18 protein-coding genes are annotated in these 23,063 nt (G+C 68.1%); 3 read left to right on the forward strand and 15 right to left on the reverse strand.

Annotation, left to right across the window (positions count from 1 at the left end):
- The 6 genes from bktB to phaC form a co-directional block, all read right to left on the reverse strand.
- Positions 1 to 1,185, reverse strand: coding sequence for a beta-ketothiolase BktB (bktB, locus tag K7G19_RS06760; protein WP_149318879.1), 1,185 nt, complete (start codon positions 1,183 to 1,185; stop codon positions 1 to 3).
- Between the two features lie 121 nt (positions 1,186 to 1,306).
- A complete protein-coding gene (rimO, locus tag K7G19_RS06765; protein WP_255650720.1) occupies positions 1,307 to 2,719 on the reverse strand; it encodes a 30S ribosomal protein S12 methylthiotransferase RimO in 1,413 nt (470 codons plus the stop codon).
- 183 nt (positions 2,720 to 2,902) lie between these two features.
- Positions 2,903 to 3,472: a polyhydroxyalkanoate synthesis repressor PhaR gene (gene phaR, locus K7G19_RS06770; RefSeq protein WP_023264416.1), complete on the reverse strand. Its 570-nt coding sequence runs from the start codon at positions 3,470 to 3,472 to the stop codon at positions 2,903 to 2,905.
- Positions 3,473 to 3,958: 486 nt separating this feature from the next.
- Positions 3,959 to 4,699, reverse strand: coding sequence for a 3-ketoacyl-ACP reductase (locus K7G19_RS06775; RefSeq protein ID WP_149318881.1), 741 nt, complete (start codon positions 4,697 to 4,699; stop codon positions 3,959 to 3,961).
- A 98-nt stretch (positions 4,700 to 4,797) separates the two neighbouring features.
- Entirely contained in the window at positions 4,798 to 5,976 is a 1,179-nt protein-coding gene (locus K7G19_RS06780; protein ID WP_149318882.1) for an acetyl-CoA C-acetyltransferase, read from the reverse strand.
- A gap of 188 nt (positions 5,977 to 6,164) precedes the next feature.
- Positions 6,165 to 7,997, reverse strand: a complete 1,833-nt coding sequence (gene phaC, locus K7G19_RS06785) for a class I poly(R)-hydroxyalkanoic acid synthase (RefSeq protein ID WP_226106519.1) — start codon at positions 7,995 to 7,997, stop codon at positions 6,165 to 6,167.
- Positions 7,998 to 8,311: 314 nt separating this feature from the next.
- Here phaC and K7G19_RS06790 point away from each other — a divergent pair, with 314 nt between their 5' ends.
- Positions 8,312 to 8,629 (forward strand): hypothetical protein, encoded by a 318-nt coding sequence (locus tag K7G19_RS06790; RefSeq protein WP_226106521.1) that lies wholly within the window; start codon positions 8,312 to 8,314, stop codon positions 8,627 to 8,629.
- Positions 8,630 to 8,733: 104 nt separating this feature from the next.
- Here K7G19_RS06790 and pgeF read toward each other — a convergent pair whose 3' ends face one another.
- Together pgeF and K7G19_RS06800 are read right to left on the reverse strand one after the other, a co-directional pair.
- A complete protein-coding gene (gene pgeF / locus K7G19_RS06795; RefSeq protein WP_226106524.1) occupies positions 8,734 to 9,648 on the reverse strand; it encodes a peptidoglycan editing factor PgeF in 915 nt (304 codons plus the stop codon).
- Positions 9,645 to 10,877, reverse strand: a complete 1,233-nt coding sequence (locus K7G19_RS06800) for an RluA family pseudouridine synthase (RefSeq protein WP_149318954.1) — start codon at positions 10,875 to 10,877, stop codon at positions 9,645 to 9,647. The genes pgeF and K7G19_RS06800 overlap by 4 nt, the downstream gene beginning before the upstream one ends.
- A gap of 16 nt (positions 10,878 to 10,893) precedes the next feature.
- Here K7G19_RS06800 and K7G19_RS06805 point away from each other — a divergent pair, with 16 nt between their 5' ends.
- Positions 10,894 to 11,727 (forward strand): outer membrane protein assembly factor BamD, encoded by an 834-nt coding sequence (locus K7G19_RS06805; RefSeq protein ID WP_149318885.1) that lies wholly within the window; start codon positions 10,894 to 10,896, stop codon positions 11,725 to 11,727.
- A 237-nt stretch (positions 11,728 to 11,964) separates the two neighbouring features.
- On the opposite strand, the gene K7G19_RS06810 is transcribed toward K7G19_RS06805, so the two are convergent.
- The 3 genes from K7G19_RS06810 to K7G19_RS06820 all read right to left on the reverse strand — a co-directional run bounded on the left by K7G19_RS06810 (position 11,965) and on the right by K7G19_RS06820 (position 15,411).
- A complete protein-coding gene (locus K7G19_RS06810) occupies positions 11,965 to 14,250 on the reverse strand; it encodes an ATP-dependent DNA helicase (protein WP_370639520.1) in 2,286 nt (761 codons plus the stop codon).
- 70 nt (positions 14,251 to 14,320) lie between these two features.
- Positions 14,321 to 14,524, reverse strand: a complete 204-nt coding sequence (locus tag K7G19_RS06815) for a DUF465 domain-containing protein (protein WP_149318886.1) — start codon at positions 14,522 to 14,524, stop codon at positions 14,321 to 14,323.
- 35 nt (positions 14,525 to 14,559) lie between these two features.
- Positions 14,560 to 15,411, reverse strand: a complete 852-nt coding sequence (locus K7G19_RS06820; protein WP_149318887.1) for a hypothetical protein — start codon at positions 15,409 to 15,411, stop codon at positions 14,560 to 14,562.
- A 151-nt stretch (positions 15,412 to 15,562) separates the two neighbouring features.
- Between K7G19_RS06820 and K7G19_RS06825 the strand changes: the two genes are divergently transcribed.
- Complete coding sequence (locus K7G19_RS06825; protein ID WP_150083076.1) at positions 15,563 to 17,917, forward strand: Tex family protein; 2,355 nt, start codon at positions 15,563 to 15,565, stop codon at positions 17,915 to 17,917.
- A 178-nt stretch (positions 17,918 to 18,095) separates the two neighbouring features.
- Here K7G19_RS06825 and K7G19_RS06830 read toward each other — a convergent pair whose 3' ends face one another.
- From K7G19_RS06830 to K7G19_RS06845, 4 genes are all read right to left on the reverse strand, one after another.
- On the reverse strand, positions 18,096 to 19,994 hold the full coding sequence (locus K7G19_RS06830; RefSeq protein ID WP_150083078.1) for a potassium transporter Kup: 1,899 nt from the start codon (positions 19,992 to 19,994) through the stop codon (positions 18,096 to 18,098).
- 397 nt (positions 19,995 to 20,391) lie between these two features.
- Complete coding sequence (locus K7G19_RS06835) at positions 20,392 to 21,093, reverse strand: ABC transporter ATP-binding protein (protein WP_226107045.1); 702 nt, start codon at positions 21,091 to 21,093, stop codon at positions 20,392 to 20,394.
- A gap of 5 nt (positions 21,094 to 21,098) precedes the next feature.
- Positions 21,099 to 21,956, reverse strand: a complete 858-nt coding sequence (locus K7G19_RS06840; protein ID WP_226106527.1) for an ABC transporter ATP-binding protein — start codon at positions 21,954 to 21,956, stop codon at positions 21,099 to 21,101.
- Positions 21,953 to 23,062, reverse strand: coding sequence for a branched-chain amino acid ABC transporter permease (locus tag K7G19_RS06845; RefSeq protein ID WP_223819571.1), 1,110 nt, complete (start codon positions 23,060 to 23,062; stop codon positions 21,953 to 21,955). The genes K7G19_RS06840 and K7G19_RS06845 overlap by 4 nt, the downstream gene beginning before the upstream one ends.
- Position 23,063: the final 1 nt, after the last annotated feature.

Consider the following 23,063-nt stretch of genomic DNA (forward strand, 5'->3'; position numbering starts at 1 on the left):
TCAGATCCGCTCGAAGATCGCCGCGATGCCCTGGCCGCCGCCGATGCACATCGTCACCAGCGCATAGCGGCCCTGCACCCGCTGCAGCTCGTACAGCGCCTTGACCGTGATCAGTGCACCGGTGGCGCCGATCGGGTGGCCCAGCGAGATGCCGGAGCCGTTCGGATTGACCTTCAGCGGATCGAGCCCGAGCGCCTTGTTGACCGCGCAGGCCTGCGCGGCGAACGCCTCGTTGGCCTCGATCACGTCCAGATCGGCGACCGACAGGCCGGCGCGCTCGAGCGCCTTGCGCGTGGCAGGCACCGGGCCGATGCCCATGGTCTTGGGGTCGACGCCGGCGTGGCCATACGACACCAGCCGCGCCAGCGGCTTCAGGCCGCGCCGCTCGGCGACGCTGCGCTCCATCAGCACGACCGCGGCGGCGCCGTCGTTCAGGCCCGACGCGTTGCCGGCCGTCACGGTGCCGTTCTCCTTGACGAAGACCGGCTTGAGCTTCGACATGTCCTCGGCCTTGGCGTCGTGGCGCACATGCTCGTCGGTGTCGAACACGACGTCGCCCTTGCGCGACTTCAGCGTGACGGGAAGGATCTGCTCCTTGAAGCGCCCTTCGCGGATCGCGGCCGAGGCGCGGCGATGCGATTCCAGCGCGGCCTCGTCCTGCTGCGCGCGGCTGATGTCGTACTCGCGCGCGACGTTCTCGGCCGTGACGCCCATGTGGATCGAATGGAAGGGGTCGTGCAGCGCGCCGAGCATCATGTCGAGCAGCTTCGCGTCGCCCATGCGCGCGCCCCAGCGTGCCGCGGGGGCCAGGTACGGCGCGCGGCTCATGCTCTCGGCGCCGCCGCCGATGGCGACATCGGCGTCGCCCAGCATCACGGTCTGCGCCGCGCTGACGATGGCCTGCAGGCCGGAGCCGCACAGCCGGTTGACCGTCAGGGCCGGCGCGTCGATCGACACTCCGCCCTCCACCGCCGCCACGCGCGCCAGATACATGTCGCGCGGCTCGGTTTGGATCACGTTGCCGAACACCACGTGGCCGACTTCGTCGCCCTGCACGCTGGCGCGGGCAAGGGCCTCGCGCACCACCATCGCGCCAAGCTCGGTCGGCGACAGGTCTTTCAGGCTGCCGCCAAAGGTTCCGATCGGGGTCCGTACGCCGCTGACCACCACCACTTCACGGGTCATGTCTGTCTCCATTGGGTAATGTTGCACCGCAAAGTATAGCCCTGCGGTCCATTTTCCGAACGATCGTACTTTTACCTAATGTCGGTGCGGCGATTAGGCCCCGGCTGGCATGCCGGTGGCGTTACGCCACCGCCTCGCCCCACAGGTCGTGGCCGTCGGCGCCGGTGATTCGCACCGAAACGAACTCGCCGGTCTTGTAGCGTTGATAGGGTTTGGCCGGCGGATCGATATAGACCAGGCCGTCGATCTCCGGCGCATCGGCCGCCGAGCGGCCGATGCCGCCATCCTGGTTGACCTCGTCGACCAGCACGCGCAGCGTCTGGCCGACCTTGCGCTCCAGGCGGCGGGCCGACACGGCCTCGGCGACTTCCATGAAGCGCGCGCGGCGCTCCTCGCGGACCTCATCGGGCAGCGCGCCGGGCAGATCGTTGGCGGTGGCGCCCTCGACCGGCGAGTAGGCGAAGCAGCCGACGCGGTCCAGCTCGGCCTCGGCGATGAAGTCGAGCAGCGTCTGGAATTCGGCCTCGGTCTCGCCCGGGAAGCCGGCGATGAAGGTGCTGCGGATGGTCAGGTCCGGACAGATCTCGCGCCAGGCGCGGATCCGCTCCATGGTCTTCTCGGCATTGGCCGGGCGCTTCATCCGCTTGAGCACGTCGGGATGCGCGTGCTGCAGCGGCACGTCCAGATACGGCAGCACATGGCCGTCGTTCATCAGCGGGATGATCTCGTCGACGTGAGGATACGGATAGACGTAATGCAGGCGCACCCAGGCGCCATATTCGCGCGCCAGTTCGCCGAGCGCGCCGACCAGTTCGGTCATGCGCGTCTTCAGCGGGCGGCCGTTCCAGAAGCCGGTGCGGTACTTGACGTCGACGCCGTAGGCGCTCGTGTCCTGCGAGATCACCAGCAGTTCCTTGACGCCGGACCTGAACAGATTCTCGGCCTCGAGCATCACCTCGGCGACCGGACGCGACACCAGCTCGCCGCGCATCGACGGGATGATGCAGAACGAGCAGCGGTGATTGCAGCCCTCTGAAATCTTCAGATAGGCGTAGTGCTTGGGCGTCAGCTTGATGCCGGCCGGCGGCACCAGATCGATGAAGGGATCGTGCGGCTTGGGCAGGTGCGTGTGCACGGCCTGCATGACCTCGCCCAGCGCATGCGGGCCGGTGACGGCGAGGACCTTCGGATGCACGCTGGTGACGATATCGTTGCCGCCGGCATCCTTCTTGGCGCCGAGGCAGCCGGTGACGATCACCTTGCCGTTCTCGGTCAGCGCTTCGCCGATCGCGTCCAGGCTCTCCTGCACCGCCTCGTCGATGAAGCCGCAGGTATTGACGACCACCAGGTCGGCGCCGTCATAGGTGCCGCTGATGGCATAACCCTCGGCACGCAGCTGGGTGATGATCTGTTCGGAATCGACGAGGGCCTTGGGGCAGCCGAGTGATACGAAGCCCACCTTCGGCGTGGTGGCGGCCGCGCCAGTGACGGCGCCGGCGGAAGACGAGGACGGAGAGGACGACTGAGACGACATGGATTTCGCGGTGTGGGGGGCGCGCCTTTGGGTGGCGCGCGCTGTCTTGGGCCGCGACCTGCCATCCCGAAGACGGCCGTGGCGGCGGAACGACCGCGATTCTACCCCGAGACCACCGCGTCGGCAGGCGGGCGCCGCGGCCCGCCGTTACTGCAAAGCTACTGCAGTGGACGCCGTCGCCGTTCAGCCCTGGCCGGTCTTCTTGTTGTTGTCCGGCTGGTTGAACGGGAAATTGCCGAACATGTTCTTGGCCTGGTTCTGCATCTGCTCCTGCATCTGCACGAACAGGTTCTTGCTCTGCTCGATGTAGTTGCTCATCATGCCCTGCATCATCGGCGCCTGCATGTTCATGAATTGCGACCACATGTCGGGGCTGAAGGCCTCGCCCGAATACAGGCCCTTGGAGTTTTCGGCCAGCTTGTTCTGGATGTCGATGAAGGCCTGGATGTTCTTCTCCAGGTAGGTGCCCATCATGCCCTGCATCGCGTGGCCATAGAAGCGGATGATCTGCGACAGCATCGCGCTGGAGAACATCGGCACGCCACCGGTTTCTTCCTCGAGGATGATCTGCAGCAGGATGCTGCGCGTCAGTTCGTCCCCCGACTTGGCGTCGACGACCTTGAACTCCTCGTTGTCCATCACGAGCTGCTTGACATCGGCCAGGGTGATATAGGTGCTGGTCTGCGTGTCGTAGAGCCGGCGATTGGGATATTTCTTGATCAGTCGCTCTGCGCCTTTCTTGGTGGTGGCCATCGGTGCTCTATCCTTTTGTAATCCGCTGCCGGTGCGCTGACGCCGCAGCCCATGCTCGTGCGGCACGGTCGATCGTTTGCTGTTGCACCGCATGCCGTGCAGTGCGCAATCCGGCAACGCTTGCGGCGCGGGGCCGACCCGCCGGCCAAGGGCGCGATCCATGTCGAATTTCCGGATGTCCCAAATTGGTGCCGACGGCGTTGATTTCCTGATTCTATGCTTAACAAGGCACTGTGAAAAGGCGCGGGCGCTAAGGAAAACCCGCAAGCAAACGCGCGAAATCGCCGGGTAAACAGGGGAAAAAGCCGGGGAAAAAAGAGAGGTGCGAGCGCCGGACGCGCGCACGCGCCGGCACGGTGCTGCGGCGCGTCCAACGCAGCGCAACACCGGCCGCCGCGATGTTGGCGTCGCGTCGGGCCAGTATCGCGCCGTGCCCGACCGTGCCGGGCCGGCAGATCGCCGGCCCGGCACGGTCAGCCCGACGGATCAGCCCATGTGCAGGCCGCCGTTCAGCGAGAAGTCGGCACCGGTGGCAAAGCCCGATTCCTCGGAGGCCAGCCAGGCGCAGATCGAGGCGATCTCCTCCGGCTGGCCCAGGCGCTTGACCGGGATCGTACCCACGATCTTGTCGAGCACGTCCTGGCGGATCGCCTTGACCATATCGGTAGCGATATAGCCCGGCGACACCGTGTTGACCGTCACGCCCTTGGTCGCCACTTCCTGCGCCAGCGCCATCGTGAAGCCATGCAGGCCGGCCTTCGCGGTCGAGTAGTTGGTCTGGCCGAACTGCCCCTTCTGCCCGTTGACCGACGAGATATTGACGATCCGGCCCCAGCCGCGATCCGCCATGCCATCGATCACCTGCTTGGTGACGTTGAACAGCGAGGTCAGGTTGGTGTCGATCACCGCGTCCCAGTCCGCGCGCGTCATCTTGCGGAACACCACGTCGCGCGTGATGCCCGCATTGTTGATCAGCACATCGACCTCGCCGACCTCCGCCTTGACCTTGTCGAACGCGGCCTTGGTCGAATCCCAGTCGGCCACATTGCCTTCGGAGGCAATGAAGTCGAAGCCGAGCGCCTTCTGCTGTTCCAGCCAGCGTTCACGGCGCGGCGAATTGGGGCCGCAGCCCGCGACCACGCGATAGCCTTCCTTGGCCAGGCGTTGGCAGATCGCGGTGCCGATGCCGCCCATGCCGCCCGTTACGTATGCAATGCGCTGAGTCATATCCACTCCTGATCAGATTCTTGTTATCGACGCCGGCGCGCCGCACGGACGGCGCCATGCCGCCCGCATCCACACCCTGCCCGCCGGCACACCCCTCCTCACCGTTCCACGGCGAGCGCCACCCCCATGCCGCCGCCGATGCACAGCGACGCCAGGCCCTTCTTCGCATCGCGCCGCTTCATCTCGTGCAGCAGCGTCACCAGAATGCGGCAGCCCGAGGCGCCGATCGGATGGCCGATCGCGATCGCGCCGCCATTGACATTGACCTTGTCGGTGTCCCAGCCCATCTGCTTGTGCACCGCCAGCGCCTGCGCGGCGAAGGCTTCGTTGATCTCCATCAGGTCCAGGTCCTGCACGCTCCAGCCTGCGCGCGACAGGCAGCGCTGCGAGGCCGGCACCGGGCCCATGCCCATTACCTTCGGATCGACACCGGCGTTGGCGAACGCGCGGATCGTGGCGAGCGGAGTCAGGCCCAGCTCGCGCGCCTTGGCGGCCGACATCACCACCACCGCGGCGGCGCCGTCGTTGATGCCCGAGGCGTTGGCCGCGGTCACGGTGCCGGCCTTGTCGAAGGCCGGCTTCAGGCCCGCGATGCTCTCCAGCGTGGCGCCGTGGCGCACGAACTCGTCGGTAGCGAAGGCCAGCGGCTCGCCCTTGCGCTGCGGGATCATCACGGGGACGATTTCCTCGTCGAAGCGCCCGGCCTTCTGCGCGGCCTCGGCCTTGTTCTGCGAGCTGACCGCGAACTCGTCCTGGGCCTCGCGCGAGATGCCGTATTCCTTGGCCACGTTCTCCGCGGTGATGCCCATGTGGTACTGGTTGTAGACGTCCCACAGGCCGTCGACGATCATCGTGTCGATCAGCTTGGCGTCGCCCATGCGGAAGCCGTCGCGCGAGCCCGGCAGCACGTGCGGCGCCGCGCTCATGTTCTCCTGGCCGCCGGCCACGACGATCTCGGCATCGCCCGAGGCGATCGCGTTGGCGGCGAGCATCACGGCCTTCAGGCCCGAGCCGCACACCTTGTTGATCGTCATCGCGGGGACCATATGCGGCAGCCCGGCCTTGATCGCCGCCTGGCGCGCCGGGTTCTGTCCCGAGCCGGCGGTCAGCACCTGCCCCATGATTACTTCGCTGACCTGCTCCGGCTTGACGCCGGCGCGCTCGAGCGCGGCCTTGATGACGATGGCGCCCAGTTCGGGTGCCGGCACCTTGGCCAGCGAGCCGCCGAATTTGCCTACCGCGGTGCGTGCGGCCGATACGATCACAACGTCAGTCATGTTCAGTCCTCTCAATGGAATACGGATACTGCGGATTCAGGAAGTCGATGTCGATGTCGCTGTCTGTCGGTTTCGATGTCGATGTCGATGTCGATGCCGGGGCGCGGACGGGAAGCGGCCGATGAAGGCGGTCGCCCTGGGCGGCTTGCCGGTCCGGTGCTCTCCCCCTCTCGCGTTGCCCCGGTTGCCTAGGCCTTGGCCTTGACGTAGCGGCCCGGCGCCGGCCCGATGGCCGGATAGTCGCGGCTTCCGTACTGGGTCGGTGCCGCCTTTTTCGCGCCGGCGTGCTTGCCGAGCCAGGCGAACCAGTCCGGCCACCAGCTGCCCGGCGCCTCGGTCGCGCCGGCCAACCAGTCGTTCGGACTGTCGGGCAGGTCGTCGTTGAGCCAATGGCTGCGCTTCTTCTTCGCCGGCGGATTGATGACCCCGGCGATATGGCCCGAGGCACCCAGCACGAAGCGCAGGTCGTTGGACAACAACCGCGTCGATGCATACGCCGCGGTCCACGGCACGATATGGTCCTCGCGCGAACCGTACAGATAGGTCGGCACGTCGATCTTGCCCAGGTCGACCGGCACGCCGCAGACGGTCAGCTTGCCCGGCACCTTCAACTCATCCTGCAGGTAGGTATGGCGCAGATACCAGCAATACCAGGGACCCGGCAGGTTGGTCGCGTCGCCGTTCCAGAACAGCAGGTCGAACGGCACCGGCGTATTGCCCTTCAGATAGTTGTCGACCACGTAGTTCCAGACCAGATCGTTCGGCCGCAGGAACGAGAACGTGTTCGCCAGCTCGATGCCGCGCAGCAAGGCACAGGGCGCGCCGGCCGCGCCGCCGAGCGTCGCTTCGCGCAGTTGCACGTGGGCTTCGTCGACGAAGACGTCGAGCACACCGGTGTCGGAGAAATCGAGCAGCGTGGTCAGCAGCGTCAGGCTCTGCGCGGGACGCTCGCCGCGGCCGGCCATCACCGCCAGCGCGGTCGACACGATGGTGCCGCCGACGCAGAAGCCCAGCACGTTGATGCGGTCCTGCCCGCTGATCGCGCGCGACACCTCGATCGCGCGGATCGCGCCGTGTTCGATGTAGTCGTCCCAGGTACGCGCCGCCATGCTCGCATCGGGATTGCGCCACGACACCAGGAACACGGTATGGCCCTGCTCGACGATATGGCGCACCAGCGAGCTCTCGGGCTGCAGGTCGAGGATGTAGTACTTGTTGATGCAGGGCGGCACCATCAGCAGCGGGCGCGCATGCACCTTGGCGGTCAGCGGCTTGTACTGCAGCAGCTGGAAGTACTCGTTCTCGTAGACCACCGCGCCCTCGGTGACCGCGACATTGCGGCCGACCTCGAAGGCGGATTCGTCGGTCTGCGAGATCTTGCCGCGCGTCAGGTCCTCCAGCATGTTGCGCAGGCCCGCGCGCAGCGATTCGCCGTTCGATTCGATCAGCCGCCGCTGCGCCTCGGGATTGGTCGCGAGGAAATTGGCCGGCGACATCGCGTCGACCCACTGCGTCACGGCGAAGCGGATGCGCTGCCGCGTCTTGGCATCGGCCTCGACGGCGTCGGCCATCTCGCTCATCGCGCGCGCGGTCAGCAGATAGAAGGCGGCGGCATAGCGATACGGCGCGTTGCTGCGCCAGGCATCGCCGGCAAAGCGCCGGTCGGTCAGTTGCACCTGCTGCTGGTCACCGGCCGCCATCGCGCGCCACAGGTCGGTGAAGCCCTGCATGAAGCGCTGCTGGATCTCGGCCAGTTGGGCCGGGGCAATCTTGATACCGGGAAATGCAGCGCCGGGAAATCCGGCACCGGGGAATGCGCCGCCGGGAAATGCGCCGCCGGGGAACCCACCCAGCGCGGCAAACGCTTCCGCGCCCGGCATGCCGCCGGCCGCGCGGCCATTGGCTTGGGCCTGCCTGGACCACTCCAGCCATGTCGCTGGATCGAATGGCCCCGGCGTCGATGAAAACGGTGTGGTCTTTTCTTCCTGTCCGGAAGCTGCCGCGCCTTTGCCGGTCGCCATGATGTCGTGTCTCTCTGCCGTCTGATGGGTGAGCCGGCCCGGAGCGCCGTGCTGCGATTCGCTCCGGGAGAACCGGCACGCGTCGCGCTCCTCCGGCCACGGAGCGCGTGCGGTATGCTTGCCGAATGACGGCCAGCGCGCTTTCCACGGCATACCGTGGTGCGGGGCGCTGCGGGCCGCACAGTTACTCGCCGTCCGGGGCATTGTTGCCTTGCAACGATGACGCTGTCAATGCGGGAAACGTCTTGACGCAAAGGCGCTCCGCGGCCGGCGATGACGCGCCCGGCAGTGTCCACGAAGAGGATGAAATTCCGATGTATATCGTCGCGATCGGCTGGCTCTACGTCGCGCTGATGATGGCCATCACCGAACACACGGTGGTGGCCGCGATCGCCACGTTCCTGTTGTATGGCGTGGGGCCGGTCGCGCTGCTGCTCTATATCCTCGGCACGCCCGGACGGCGGAAGCGGCGGCGGGCCGCGGAACAGGCTGCGGAACGGGGAGCAGCGCCGGCTGCGGAACCGCCAGCGGGACCGGCTGCAAAGCGGGCAACCGAAGACGTCGCAACACCAGCGGCACAGCGGGCCGCCAAGCCTGCGCCAGCGACACCGCGGGACGGCGGCGCGTCGTGACATCAAATGTCATGTCGTCCGGACAATAGAGCAGCTGCATTCGGTGCGGCTGCCCTCCACCCTTGCCCGGCCGCTTCCTGCGCTGCCCCTTGCCCGGCCGCTTCTTATTTTTCCTTCGATGCCGGCTCGAGCCAGACCAGGCTCGCCATGCGTCCCGTCACGCCATCGCGCCGATACGAGTAGAAGCGCTGCGCATCGCTGACCGTGCACGCATCGCCGCCGTAGACGTCGACACAGCCGGCGCGCGCGAGCCGGATGCGGGCGAGCGCGTACAGGTCGGCCAGATATTTGCCGGGCGCGCCGGGCCGGAACGCCTGCTCCACGGCATCGCGCTCGTGCGTCAAGGCCCGCTCGAGAAACGCGGAACGGACTTCGGCGCCGACCTCGAAGGCATCGGGCCCGATCGCGGGACCGAGCCATGCGAGCCACTGCGGCGGCGATCCGGTGTCCGGGCGTTGCCGGTCCATGCGGGCCAGCGTGGCCTCGATCACGCCGGCACACAGGCCGCGCCAGCCCGCATGCGCGGCACCGACGACCGTGCCCGCGCGATCGCACAGCAGGACCGGCAGGCAGTCCGCCGTCATCACCGCGCAGACCTGCCCCGGCGTCGTGCTGATGCTGGCATCGGCGCGCGGCGGCACGTCCGGTGCCGGGCGATTGCCGGCCTCTGAGCCATAGTCCTCAGCGACCCGATCGACGCCATTGACCCCATCGCTGCCCTGGCCGCCATCGAGGCCTTCGACACCATCGGCCGTCACCACCGCGCATCCGTGCACCTGTTCCAGCCAGCGCGGCGCGGACGGCAGCCACGTCTGGAGGCGCCGGCGATTCTCCGCCACCGCGTCGGCATCGTCGCCGACATGGGTGCCGAGATTGAGTCCACCCGCACTGCCATCCGCCAGTCCGTATGGGCCGCGGCTGACGCCGCCGATGCGCGTGGTGGACAACGCGCGCACCCGCGCGGGCGCGGGCCAGTCAGGGACCAACTGCGCCAGGCGGCCGTCGTCAGCGCCCGTCATGCGCGCCCCTCGCCATCGTCGTCATCTTCGTCATCGCCATCCTCATCGCCCTCGAACAACACGCCGTCCCAATCGTCGTCGTCCTCGTCGTCGTAGCGATCGCGCTCTTCCAGCGTGGTGAAGTCGAGCGCGTCGATCAGCGCCTGCAAATCGTCCGGCGCCGGCGCACGCCACGACATCGGCTTGCCGCTGACCGGATGCACCAGCCCGAGCCGATAGGCATGCAGCGCCTGCCGTTCGAACGGCACCGGCAGCGGCGCCTTGATGGCCGGGCGCTGGCCGCGCTGGGTGGCGCGGTGATAGACCGGGTCGCCCAGCAGCGGATGACCGATCGATTCGAAATGCACGCGGATCTGATGGGTGCGTCCGGTCTCGAGCTGGCACATCACCATCGACACACAACCGCGTCCGAGCGGCGCCACGCCGAGCGTGCGGAAATGCGTGCGCGAGGGCTTGCCGCTCGATGTGTGCACGATCGCCATGCGGGTGCGCTCGCGCGGATCGCGTCCGATCGGCGCATCGATGGTGCCCTCGTCGGGCGCCTCGCCCCATACCAGCGCGAGATAGGTCCGCTTGACCGTGCGGGCCTGCAGCTGCCGCACCAGATCGGTCTGCGCGGTCAGCGTGCGGGCCACCACCATCAGGCCCGAGGTTTCCTTGTCGAGCCGATGGACGATGCCCGCGCGCGGCAGCGAGGCAGCGGCCGGATCGCGATGCAGCAGCCCGTTGAGCACGGTGCCGCTCCAGTTGCCGGCGGCGGGATGCACCACCAGGCCGGCCGGCTTGTCGATGACCAGCAGCGCCGCGTCTTCGTAGACGATCTGCAGCGGCACCGGCTCGGGCGTGAAGGCCAGCGTTTCAGGCGCGGCCTGCGGCCTGACCTCGATGCGCTGCCCCATCTGCACGCTGTCCCGCGGCCGGCGCACCGCGCCGTCGACGGTCACCGCGCCGCTGTCGATCCACTGCTGGATGCGGCTGCGCGAGAATTCGCTGAGCTGGCGGGCCAATAATTTATCGAGCCGTTCTCCGTGTGCGGCGCTGTCGACTTCCAGCACCACGGGGACCATGTCGGCGCCGCTTTCCGCCTCGACAAGTGCGGCCGCGGGCAGCTCGTCGAAATCTTCCAGCTCGGTTTCGACCGCCGCATCGCGTGCGGCCTCCCCGTCGAGGGCCGCTTGCGGGCTGGCGACCGAGGGGCTTGGGCTATAATGCTTGACGCTTTTTTTCATCCGGAATAGGTTGCCCATGCAATCGATGAGCATGAGACGCGCCAGTTGGCGCGCAAGATTTGGAGCGATTCTGCTCGCGGGCGGCTGCGTCATGCTGTCGGCATGCGGCCTGCTCTCGGAACAACCCGACGAAACGGCGGGTTGGTCAGCCAACAAATTATATTCGGAAGCCAAGGACGCCCTCGACAGCGGCGACTATCCGCGCGCGGTCAAGCTGTACGAAAAACTCGAGGGCCGCTATCCGTTCGGCCGGTTCGCGCAGCAGGCGCAGATCGATACGGCCTATGCCAACTACAAGGACGGCGAAACCGCCGCCGCGCTGGCCTCGGTCGACCGCTTCATCCAGCTGCACCCGAATCACCCCAGCGTCGATTACGCGTACTACCTGAAGGGGCTGATCAACTTCAACGACAACCTCGGCTGGCTCGGCCGCTTCTCGGGCCAGGACCTGAGCGAGCGCGATCCGAAGGCGGCGCGCGCGGCCTACGACGCCTTCCATACGCTGGTCACGCGCTTCCCCGAAAGCCGTTACACGCCGGACGCCGCAGCGCGGATGCAGTACATCGTCAATTCGCTGGCCCAGCACGAAGTCCACGCGGCGCGCTACTACTATCGCCGCGGCGCCTACCTGGCGGCGGTCAACCGCGCGCAGCAGGCGCTGAAGGAATACGATGGCGCGCCGGCCAACGAGGAGGCGCTGTACATCATGATCCGTTCGTACGAGGCCCTGGGCATGAAGGACCTGCGCGACGACACGCTGCGCGTGATGGAGATGAACTTCCCCAACAGCGACTTCATGAAGTACGGCGAGCGCCGCGAGAAGGACAAGCCGTGGTGGAAGCTGTTCTGAACGATCTGACGCCACTGCGACAGGCATGAGAAAAGCCCGGTTCGATTCACCGAACCGGGCTTTTTGTTTTCGGAGGCGGTACCGGACCCCGTTTGAAGGCGGTAGCCATGCCTCGCTTGGAGGCGGCACCCGGTCGTGTTCCGAGGCGGCACCGGGCCGCTTTTCTTGAAGGCGGCTACCGCTCGTGTTTGAGCGCGGCACCGGACCGCGCTCGCCGCCGCGCCGCTACGCCTTCTGCTACGCCTTCTTCAACCCTTCCAGAAACGCCACCACCGTGTCCCGCTCGCGCGTGCGCTTGAATGGCGGCAGGCTCTGCCAGATCTGGCGTCCGTAGGGTTTCTCGACCAGCCGCGTGTCGCAGATCACCAGCACGCCGCGATCGGTCTCGGAGCGGATCAGCCGGCCGGCGCCCTGCTTCAGCGTGATCACCGCGTGCGGCAGCTGGTGCACGGCGAACGGGCTCAGCCCCTTCTTCTGCAGCGCCTCCATGCGCGCGGCCAGCACCGGATCGTCGGGCGGCGCGAACGGCAGCTTGTCGATCACCACCAGCGACAACGCTTCGCCGCGCACATCGACGCCCTCCCAGAAGCTCTGGCTGCCGACCAGCACCGCATTGCCGAGCTCGCGGAAGCGGTCGAGCAGCTCGGTGCGGCTGGCCTGGCCCTGCACCAGGATCGGCAGCTGCAGCCCGCGCTCGGCGAACGCCTCGTACAGCAGATCGGAGGCGCGCTGCACCGCGCGCAGCGTGGTGCAAAGCAGGAAGGTGCGCCCGCCGGCCGCCTCGATCAGCGGCAAGGCGGCGGCCACCACGGCATCGGTGAACTGCGGCGACTGCGGCGCCGGCAGGTCGCGCGGCACATACAGCAGGCCCTGCTCGCCGTAGTCGAAGGGGCTGGGCAGCGACAGCGAACGATCCTTGTCGAGCCCCAGCTGCGCGGCATAGTGGGCGAAATTGCCTTTGACCGACAGCGTCGCCGAGGTAAAGATCCACGCGCGAGGATGGCCGGCACGCTGACGCGAGAAGATCGGCGCGATCGACAGCGGCGTGCGATGCAGCTGCACGGTATGCGAGAACACTTCGACCCAGCGCACCGTTTCGGGCGGGTTCCAGGCCGGCGTGGAGGCGGCCGCCGCGTCGGATGCCGAAGCGGACGCGGACGCAGACCCTGAAGCGGCATCGGCAGCCGCATCGGGCAACGCCCCTGCAATCGATTCCCCACGCGCTGCATTGGGCTCCGACAATGCGCCCCCCGAAGACGCGGACCCCGACAACGCCGACTCGGACAACGCCGCCAACGCCGGCTGCACCGCTTCGGCGCCCGTCCCGCCCGCCTCAACCGCCGGCTGCGGCGCCGGGCTGTCGTCGCGCCAGGCTGCCAGCCGCTGCGCCAGCTCCAGCGCGCGGCGATGGCACTGCTCCAGCGATTCGGCGCGCTCGGCCTGGCCCTGCAGCAGCGCCACCACATCGCTCAACGCCTTCTCCAGCGCGTCGAGCGTGTCGAAGAACGGCTCGCCGATGCGGGCGTCGGCCTCGATCTGCCCAAGCGCCAGCCGTACATTGTCCTTGCCGAAGGCCAGCCGCAGATCGCGCGTGGCGCGCTCGAGCGGCGCCACGATGCCGACCCAGTCGGCCGCATCGCGCGCATGCGACAGGCCCTCGGCGACCGTATCGCGCGCCAGTTCCAGCAGCTGGCTGGTCGACAGGCTGTCGCCGAAGAACAGCGTCGCGGTCTCCGGCAGCTGGTGCGCCTCGTCGAAGATCACCGTATTCGCCGCCGGCAGCAGCTCGGCCATGCCGGTATCGCGCAGCACCACGTCGGCGAAGAACAGATGATGGTTGACCACCACCAGGTCGGCCTGCTGCGCCTCCTTGCGTGCCCGCATCACGAAGCACTCCTTGTGGTGCGGGCATTCGGTGCCGAGACAGTTGTCGCGGGTCGAGGTCACCAGCTGCCATACCGGCGCGTTCTCCGGCACGCTGGCCAGTTCGGCCTTGTCGCCGGACGAGGTGGTCTTGGCGAAGTTGGCGATCTCGCGCAGCCACGCCGCGTCCTGCCTGGACGCCAGCCGCCCGTTCAACTGCGCCCGCTCCATGTGGTAATGGCAGACGTAGTTGGCGCGGCCCTTGAGCAGCGCGACCGAGACCGGCACATTGAGCGCGCGGCGCACGGTCGGGATGTCGCGCAGGAACAGCTGGTCCTGCAGGTTCTTGGTCCCCGTCGACAGGATCACCTTGCCGCCCCACAGCATCGCCGGCACCAGGTAGGCGAAGGTCTTGCCGGTGCCCGTGCCGGCCTCGACGATCACCGTGTCGTGCGCCTCGATCGCATCGGCCACCGCGGCGGCCATCTTCGCCTGCGCATCGCGCGGCCGATAGCCGTCGATGGCCTGCGCCAGCGTGCCGGTCGGCGCGAAGATGCGCGCCAGCGCCGCGGCGCGCGCGTCGGCGGCGTCCGGCTGGATGGCGGGACCGGCGGCATCGTCGCCGGGATGGGAGAGATCGGAATCGGACAAGGCTGGCAGGAATTCGGTGCGCCGCAGGCGGTGGCCGGCGGCGCTGGCATGGCGGCCCGCGGGATCGCGGACCGGGGGATCAGGCGGGTACGTCGGGCTCGAGCTGCAGCTGCAGCAGCGTGATGGCGTCCTTCAGCTTCAACCGGCGCTTCTTGAGCCGGCGCAATTGCAGTTCATCGTGGCCGGCCTCGCCGGACAGCCGGTCGATCAGATAGTCCAGATCGCGGTGCTCGATCTGCAATTCGATGATCTGGCGTTCGAGGGTGTTCAGATCGCGGTCCATCGTCCATTGGCCTCCCCCACCGGCGACGTCCATCATCAGAAGCCGAACGGCCGCGGCGACTCGCCGCTGCTCTGCTTTTCCCTCGCCTTGGCGCGGCGCTCCTCGACCTCGCGCTGGCGCTGGATCGCCTGCTGCTGCTTGGCCTCGTACGCCTTGACGTTCTCGGCGCGCTGGCGGGCCTGCTCGGCACCGCGCTCGCGGGCCTCGCGCATCCGCGCGTCGTAGTCGGCCTGCTTCTGCTGGTACTCGGCGGCATTGGCGGCGCGCTGCGGCGCCTCGGCCTGGCGCTGCGCGTCGCGCAGCTTCTGCTCCTGCTGCTTGCGTTCGAACTCGGCGCGATTGGCCTGTTCGTCGGCAGCGCGCTGCGGCTGGCTGGCCTCGTACTCGGCCTGGCGCAGCGCCTGTTCACGATCGCGTTTGGCGGCCTTGAAGGCACGCTCGGCCTCGCCGATCTCCAGCTCGCGTTCGCGCAGCACGGCCAGCTCGGTGCGCTGGGTTTCCTTGGCGCGCTCGATGCAGTTGGTGACGAAGAACTTGTCGTAGCAGGCGCGCTCGGCGGTCGCGAAGCGGTAGTTGGTCCAGGCGCGCGAGTCGGCCACGGCCTTGCGCTCGGCGTCGAAGTCGCGCGGCGCTTGCAGTTCGCCCGAGGCGGAGGCAGAGGTGGAGGCCGGCGTGGAGCCGGCGGCCGGGGCCGAAGCCGGGCCCTGCGCCAGCGCGGCGGGCAGCGGCACGGCCAGGCACGCCAGGGCCAGGGTCCGCGCCAATATCGGCGCCAGCGTCCGCGCCGACATCGAGACCTTGGGCAGCCTGCCGTCAGGCATCGTTGCCGCGCGATCGGCGGCCGGAAAACATGCCGGCAGAGCGGCCCGTTGTGGCTTGAGGTTCATGGGCGGATTCTACCATCGGGGCATGCCGCCGCGCCCGCGCGCGGCCTGCCCGGCAGGGCGATTCAGAATCGATCCCCGTGCGTACCGCATGCCGGATGACGCGCCGTTCGCTTGTGGCAAAATGCCCCGCTTTCGACTGAGTGTTTTTCCGATGTCCAACCTGCCAGCTTCCGTCACGCAAAAGATCGTGTCGCTCATCGCGGCCGAGCTGTCCGTCCAACCCCGCCAGGTGGCGGCGGCCGTCGAACTGCTCGACGAAGGCGCCACCGTGCCGTTCATCGCGCGCTACCGCAAGGAGGTCACCGGCAACCTCGACGACACGCAGCTGCGCGCGCTCGAGGAACGGCTGCTGTACCTGCGCGACATGGAGGAACGCCGTGCCGCGATCCTGGCCTCGATCGAGGAACAGGGCAAGCTGACCCCCGAGCTGCGCACCGCGGTCGAAGCCGCGGTCACCAAGCAGGCGCTGGAAGACCTGTACCTGCCCTACAAGCCCAAGCGCCGCACCCGCGCCCAGATCGCGCGCGAATGCGGCCTGGAGCCGCTGGCGCAGGCGCTGCTGGCCGACCCGACGCTGGACCCGCAGGCCGAGGCGGCCAAATACGTCAACGGCAAGCCCACCGCCGACGGCGGCGTGCCCGACGTCAAGGCCGCGCTGGACGGCGCGCGCGACATCCTGTCGGAGCAGTTCGGCGAGACCGCCGAGCTGCTGGGCAAGCTGCGCGAGCATCTGTGGTCCAACGGCGTGGTGACCTCGTCGGTGGTCGAAGGCAAGGAAACCGCCGAGGAAGAGAAGTTCCGCGACTACTACAACTACAGCGAGACCATCCGCACGATCCCGTCGCACCGCGCGCTGGCGCTGTTCCGCGGCCGCAATGCCGGCGTGCTGATGATCAAGCTGGGCCTGGGCGAGGAACAGGACGCGCTGGTGCCCCACCCGTGCGAGGCGATGATCGCGCGCCATGTCGGCATCCAGAACCTGAACCGGCCCGCCGACAAATGGCTGGGCGATGTCTGCCGCTGGTGCTGGCGCGTCAAGGTGCAGCCGCACCTCGAAACCGAGCTGCTGACGCAGCTGCGCGAGAGCGCGGAGAGCGAGGCGATCAAGATCTTCGGCCGCAATCTGCATGAGCTGCTGCTGGCCGCGCCGGCCGGCCCGAAGGCGGTGATGGGCATCGACCCGGGCATCCGGACGGGCTGCAAGATCGCGGTGGTCGATGCGACCGGCAAGCTGCTGGAAACCGCGACGATCTATCCGCACGAGCCGCGCCGCGACTGGAACGGTTCGCTGGCCACGCTGGCGCGCCTGGCCAAGCAGCACGGCGTCTCGCTGGTGTCGATCGGCAACGGCACGGCCAGCCGCGAGACCGACAAGCTGGTGCAGGACCTGATGCGCCAGGCGCCCGAACTGAAGCTGACCAAGATCGTCGTCAGCGAGGCCGGCGCCTCGGTCTATTCCGCCTCGGAGCTGGCGGCCAAGGAATTCCCCGATCTCGACGTGTCGCTGCGCGGCGCGGTGTCGATCGCGCGCCGGCTGCAGGACCCGCTGGCCGAACTGGTCAAGATCGATCCGAAGTCGATCGGCGTCGGCCAGTACCAGCACGACGTCAACCAGCGCGAACTGGCGCGCACGCTCGACGCGGTGGTCGAGGACTGCGTGAACGCGGTCGGCGTCGACGTCAATACCGCCTCGGTGCCGCTGCTGGCGCGCGTATCGGGCCTGAACAGCGTGCTGGCGCGCAATATCGTCGAGTTCCGCGATGCCAATGGCGCCTTCCCCAACCGCGACGCGTTGAAGAAGGTGCCGCGGCTGGGCGACAAGACCTTCGAGCAGGCGGCCGGCTTCCTGCGCATCAACGACGGCGACAATCCGCTGGACCGCTCGTCGGTCCACCCGGAGGCCTACCCGGTGGTCAAGCGCATCCTCGACCATATCAAGAAGGACCTGCGCGACGTGATGGGCAACCGCGACGCGCTGCGCGGGCTGTCGCCGACGCAGTTCACCGACGACACCTTCGGCCTGCCGACCGTGCGCGACATCCTCAGCGAGCTGGAAAAGCCGGGCCGCGACCCGCGCCCGGAGTTCAAGACCGCCACCTTCCAGGACGGCGTCGAGGACATCAAGGACCTGCAGCCCGGCATGGTGCTCGAGGGCGTGGTGACCAACGTCGCCGCCTTCGGCGCCTTCGTCGATATCGGCGTGCACCAGGACGGGCTGGTCCATATCTCGGCGCTGTCGAACAAGTTCGTCAAGGACGCGCACGAGGTCGTCAAGGCCGGCCAGATCGTCAAGGTCAAGGTGATGGAGGTCGACGTCAAGCGCAACCGCATCGGCCTGTCGATGCGCCTCGACGACGAGCCGGGCCAAGGCGGCAATCGCGCCGCCGGCGGCGAGCGCCCGGAGCGCGGCGGCAACCGCCCGAGCCGCGGCTTCCAGGGCGGCGGCCGGCGCGAAGCCGAACCCGCCGGCGCGATGGCGGCGGCATTTGCCAAGCTGAAGCGTTAAGCAGATACGGGCGGCCCTGGTGCCGCCCGAGGGCCCGCGCGCCTGCGCGGCCCACGCCTGCGCCCGCGCGGCGGCCCCGCTGCGACCACGGACCAAACAAAAGAGCCTGCAAGCGGCAGCGCCGCATGCAGGCTTTTTGCTGATCCGATCGGCGGCCTCCGTGGGCGCGCCGCCGCGGTCAGATCTCGACCTTGGTACCCAGCTCCACCACCCGGTTGGCCGGAATGCGGAAGAAGTCCGAAGGCTTGGCGCCGTTCTGATGCATCCACGCGAACAGCGTCTCGCGCCACATCGGCATGCCGGGCAGGCGCGACGGGATCACCGACTCGCGCGCGATGAAGAACGAGGTCTCCATCAGCTCGAACTCCATGTCGAGCTTGCGCTTGGACAGGTCGAGCACCTTGTGCACGTCGGGGGTTTCCTTGAAGCCGTACTCGGACTTCAGGATGAAGACGCCGCCGCCGAGGTCCTTGCAACTGAGCCGGTGATCGTCGTCGACATAGGGAATGTCGCGTGTGACGAAGCTCAGGAACACCACGCGCTCATGCAGCACGCGGTTGTGCTTCAGGTTGTGCAGCAGCGAGACCGGCACGAATTCGGTGTTGCCGGTCAGGAAGACCGCGGTGCCCTCGACGCGGTGCGGCGGATGGGCCAGCAGGCCGGCCATGAAGGGCTCGAGCGGAATGCCCTCCTCCAGGCTGCGCGCGCGTAGCAGCTTGCGGCCGCCGTACCACGTCATCAGCAGGAAGAAGGCGGCGCTGCCCAGCAGCAGCGGGAACCAGCCGCCCTCCGCGATCTTCAGCAGATTGGCCGACAGGAACGACAGGTCGATCACCAGGAAGGCGGCGCCCGCCGCTCCCACCACCGCCGGCGGCCATTTCCACACGTGGCGCATCACGACGATCGACAGCAGCGTGGTGATCACCATCGTCGTGGTCACGGCGATGCCGTAGGCGGCGGCCAGGTTCTCCGACTTCTTGAAGGCCAGCACCACCAGCACGACGGCCACCAGCAGCACCCAGTTGATCACCGGCAGGTAGATCTGGCCGATCTCGGCTTCCGAGGTGTAGCGGATGCGCATGCGCGGAATGAAGCCGAGCTGGATCGCCTGGCTGGTCAGCGAGAACGCGCCCGAAATCACCGCCTGCGAGGCGATCACCGCGGCGCAGGTGGCCAGCAGCACCATCGGGATCAGCAGCAGGTCGGGCACCATCAGGTAGAACGGATTGCGCACCGCGCTGGGGTCGCCCAGCAGCATCGCGCCCTGGCCGAAGTAGTTCAGCATCAAGCAGGGCATCACGATGGCGAACCAGCCCCGGCGGATCGGCGCGGGACCGAAATGGCCCATGTCGATGTACAGCGCCTCGGCGCCGGTCAGCACCAGGAACACCGCGCCGAGCACGATGAATGCCTGCAGCGAATGTTCGATCAGGAAGCGCACGCCGTACAGCGGATTGATCGCGGACAGAATGGCGGGCGACTCGATCAGGTGGTAGATGCCCAGCCCGCCGAGCGACAGGAACCACACCATCATGATCGGACCGAACAGCTTGCCCACCGACGAGGTGCCGCGCCGCTGCAGCAGGAAAAGCACCAGCAGGATCGCCAGGGTGATCGGAATGACGTAGTGCGACAGCGCGGGCGTCGCGATCTCGATGCCTTCCACGGCGGAGAGCACCGAGATGGCCGGCGTGATCACCGCATCGCCGTAGAACATGCAGGCGCCGAAGATGCCCAGCATCATCAGCACCTTGGCCCGCCGCGTGCGCGGTGCGGCGCTGCGCAGCGCCAGCGCCATCAGCGCGAGCACGCCGCCCTCGCCGTCGTTGTCCGCGCGCATCACGAACACCACGTATTTGATCGACACCACCAGGATCATTGCCCAGAACAGCAGCGAGATCACGCCCATCACCGCTTCGGGACTGAACGGAATGCCATGCTCGGCGCTGAAGCACTCCTTCAATGCATAGAGGGGACTGGTGCCGATATCGCCGAAGACGACACCGATCGCCGCGAGTACCAGCATGCGCATGCTGGGCGTCTCGACGAAATAATGGCTCGTGGTGGGTTGTGTCATGGATTCGGAGCGGGAGGCCCACTATGCCGCGGCCGGCCGCATCGTTCGAGGATTTTTTTGCAATGCACAATCGGGCGCCATTCTAGTGGAAACGGGCCGGCAGCGTCATCAGGAATCTTTTTGAGACCGTGTCGGGCGCGCCGCGGGTGGCGCGTGAAGACGTTGGCTGGCCGGCGTTCGCCCTACCCAGGAACGCAAGGATGCGAGCGAAGCGGCGCTCGGTCAAGCCCGAGGTGTGGCGTGCCCGCCATAGAAAAACGGCGCGACCCGCGGTATTCGCGCCGTTCGGTTTCCGCCATGCCTGACTGTCCGCCTTGTCGGCCCTGCCCATGTCTGCCATGTATTCCTTCTTCGCCGCGCCAGATACCGCCGCGGGTGCAGACGACCATCGCGGTGGTCAGACGCCGAGATACCGTTCGAGCAGGCCGGGCGTGGCCGCCAGCTCGGCCGCGGGGCCGCTGGCCGCGACCAGGCCCTTCTCCAGCACCACCACGCGGTCGGCCTGTGCCAGCACGGCGCGATAGTTGCGGTCGACCACCACGGTGGAGATGCCGGTGCCGCGCACGGCGGCGATCACGTCCCATATCTCGCGCACGATCTTCGGGGCCAGCCCTTCGGTCGCCTCGTCCAGGATCAGGCAGTCGGGGTTGGTCATCAGCGCGCGGCCGATCGACAGCATCTGCTGCTCGCCCCCGGACAGCTGCTGGCCGCCGTGGTCCAGCCGCTCCCTGAGCCGCGGGAACAGGTCGAGCACCCTCGTCTCGCCCCAGTCATTGCGGCCGTTGCAGCCCTTGCGCGCCGCCATCAGCAGGTTTTCGCGCACCGACAGGTTGGGGAAGATGCCGCGGCCTTCGGGCACGTAGGCCACGCCCAGGCGCGCGACATCGTATGGCCGCGCGCGCGACACGTCGCGGCCAGCGACCACGATGGTGCCGGCGCGCTGCGTCACGTGGCCGAGCAGCGTCCGCAGCAGCGTGCTCTTGCCCATGCCGTTGCGCCCCAGCAGGCCGACTGTCTCCCCCGCGTCGACGCGAAAGTCGACACCGCGCAGCACATGGCTGGTGCCATACCAGGCCTGCACGCCGGTGGCTTCGATCATCGGCTTCACGCTGCGCACTCCTTGCGCGTGCCGGCGGCCGCGCCGGCGCCTGCGCCATGGGGATTGGCGTCGTCCGCGACATCGGCAAGCTCGCCGGCGCCCTCGTCGTCGCCCAGGTAGGCCTGCTGGACCTCGCGATTGGCCCGGATCGCGGCCGGTTCGCCCGAGGCGATCACCACGCCGTTGACCATCACGGTGATGCGGTCGGCGACCGCGAACACCGCGTCCATATCGTGCTCGACCAGCAGGATCGCGTGACCCTCGCGCAGGTCGCGCAGCAGCGCCAGCATGCGCGCCGATTCCTCGGCGCCCATGCCGGCCAGCGGCTCGTCGAGCAGCAGCGCCACCGGCTGCGTAGCGAGGCACATCGCGACCTCGAGCTGGCGCTTCTGGCCGTGCGACAGGGCCATGGCTGGCAGCGCCGCGCAATCCGCGAGACCGGCTCGTTCCATCGCCTCGTCGCCGAGCGCGCGCGCGGTGCGGCAGGACTGCGCGCTTTCCCACAGCCGCCAGGCACGCTGCGCGCGCGACTGCGCCGCGAGGCGGCAGTTCTCGCGCACGCTCAGTGGTGCGAACACGTTGTTGCGCTGATAGCTGCGTCCCACGCCGGCGCAGACGAGCCGCGGCTGCGGCCAGCCGGTGACGTCGTTGCCGTGCAGGAACAGCTGGCCCGCGCTGGGCGCGAGCTCGCCCGACAGCAGATTGATCAGCGTCGACTTGCCGGCGCCGTTGGTGCCGATCACGGCGTGGATCTGATGCAGGTCCAACGCCAGATCGACGCCGGACACCGCGGTCAGGCCGCCGAAGCGGCGCGTCAGTCCGGCCGCGCGCAGCACCGGTTCGTTGCCATGGCGCGCGTTCATCGCCGCTCTCCCCGCATGTCGCTCACTTTGCCGCCCGCCTTGCCTTCGGCCCTGCCTCCGGCTCCGCGGCCCACGCCGCCACCCAGCCGGCGCCGCAACAGCGCGGCCAATCCGACCAGTCCGCCCGGCAGCAGCGCCACCGCGGCGATGATGAAGCCGCCCATCAGCAGCTGCCAGTGCTTGGTCAGCGTGCTGAACCATTCGGCCAGCAGCACGAAGGAAAACGCGCCGATCACCGCGCCCGCCAGGCTGCCGACGCCGCCCAGGATCACCATCAGCATCGCGTTGCCCGACTGGTGCCACGACGCGATCTCCGGATTGACGAAGCCGAACTGGATCGCATACAGATAGCCCGCCAGCCCGGCGAACGCGCCGCCGGCGACGAAGGCGCCAAGCTGGTAGCGGTAGGTGGCGAAGCCGGCCGCGCGCATGCGCTGCTCGTTGTGGCGGATGCCGATCAGCGCGTGGCCGAAGCGCGAGCGCAGCACCATCGCCAGCGCCGCCACGGTGAAGATCAGCGCGCCCAGCACCAGCCAGTAGAAATGCACGGGATCGTCGATGCCGAGCGGACGCGCGCCGAACACGCCGAACTCGGGCCGGAAATAGATATAGGTGCCATCGCTGCCGCCCGCGATCTTGGTGTCGTGGAAGATGAAGTACACCATCTGCGCGAACGCCAGCGTGACCATGATGAAGTAGATGCCGCGCGTGCGCAGCACCAGCATGCCGACCAGCAGCGCCAGTACCGACGCCGCCGCGACCGCCGCCACCAGCAGCCACCAGCCATTGCCCGGCTCGGACTGCGGCGCCAGCATCGCGGTCGCATAGGCCGCGGTGGCGAAGTACGCCGCGTGGCCCAGGCTGACCAGCCCCGTATAGCCGATCAGCAGCTGCAGCGACAGCGCGAAGATCGCCATGATCATGACCTTGCTGAGCAGGTCGATGTAGAACTTGTTGCCCTCGCCGCCCAGCGCGAGCGGCAGCGCCGCCAGCACCGCGAAGGCGATCGCCCACGCCAGCGTGGTCCAGCGCAGGTTGGCGCGCCGCTGCAGGTCGAAGGCCGCGCCGATGTCGGCGCCGAGATCGGTCGGAGGTGTCGATGCCATC

Source organism: Cupriavidus sp. DB3, assembly GCF_020418465.1.
Lineage (GTDB): Bacteria > Pseudomonadota > Gammaproteobacteria > Burkholderiales > Burkholderiaceae > Cupriavidus > Cupriavidus cauae.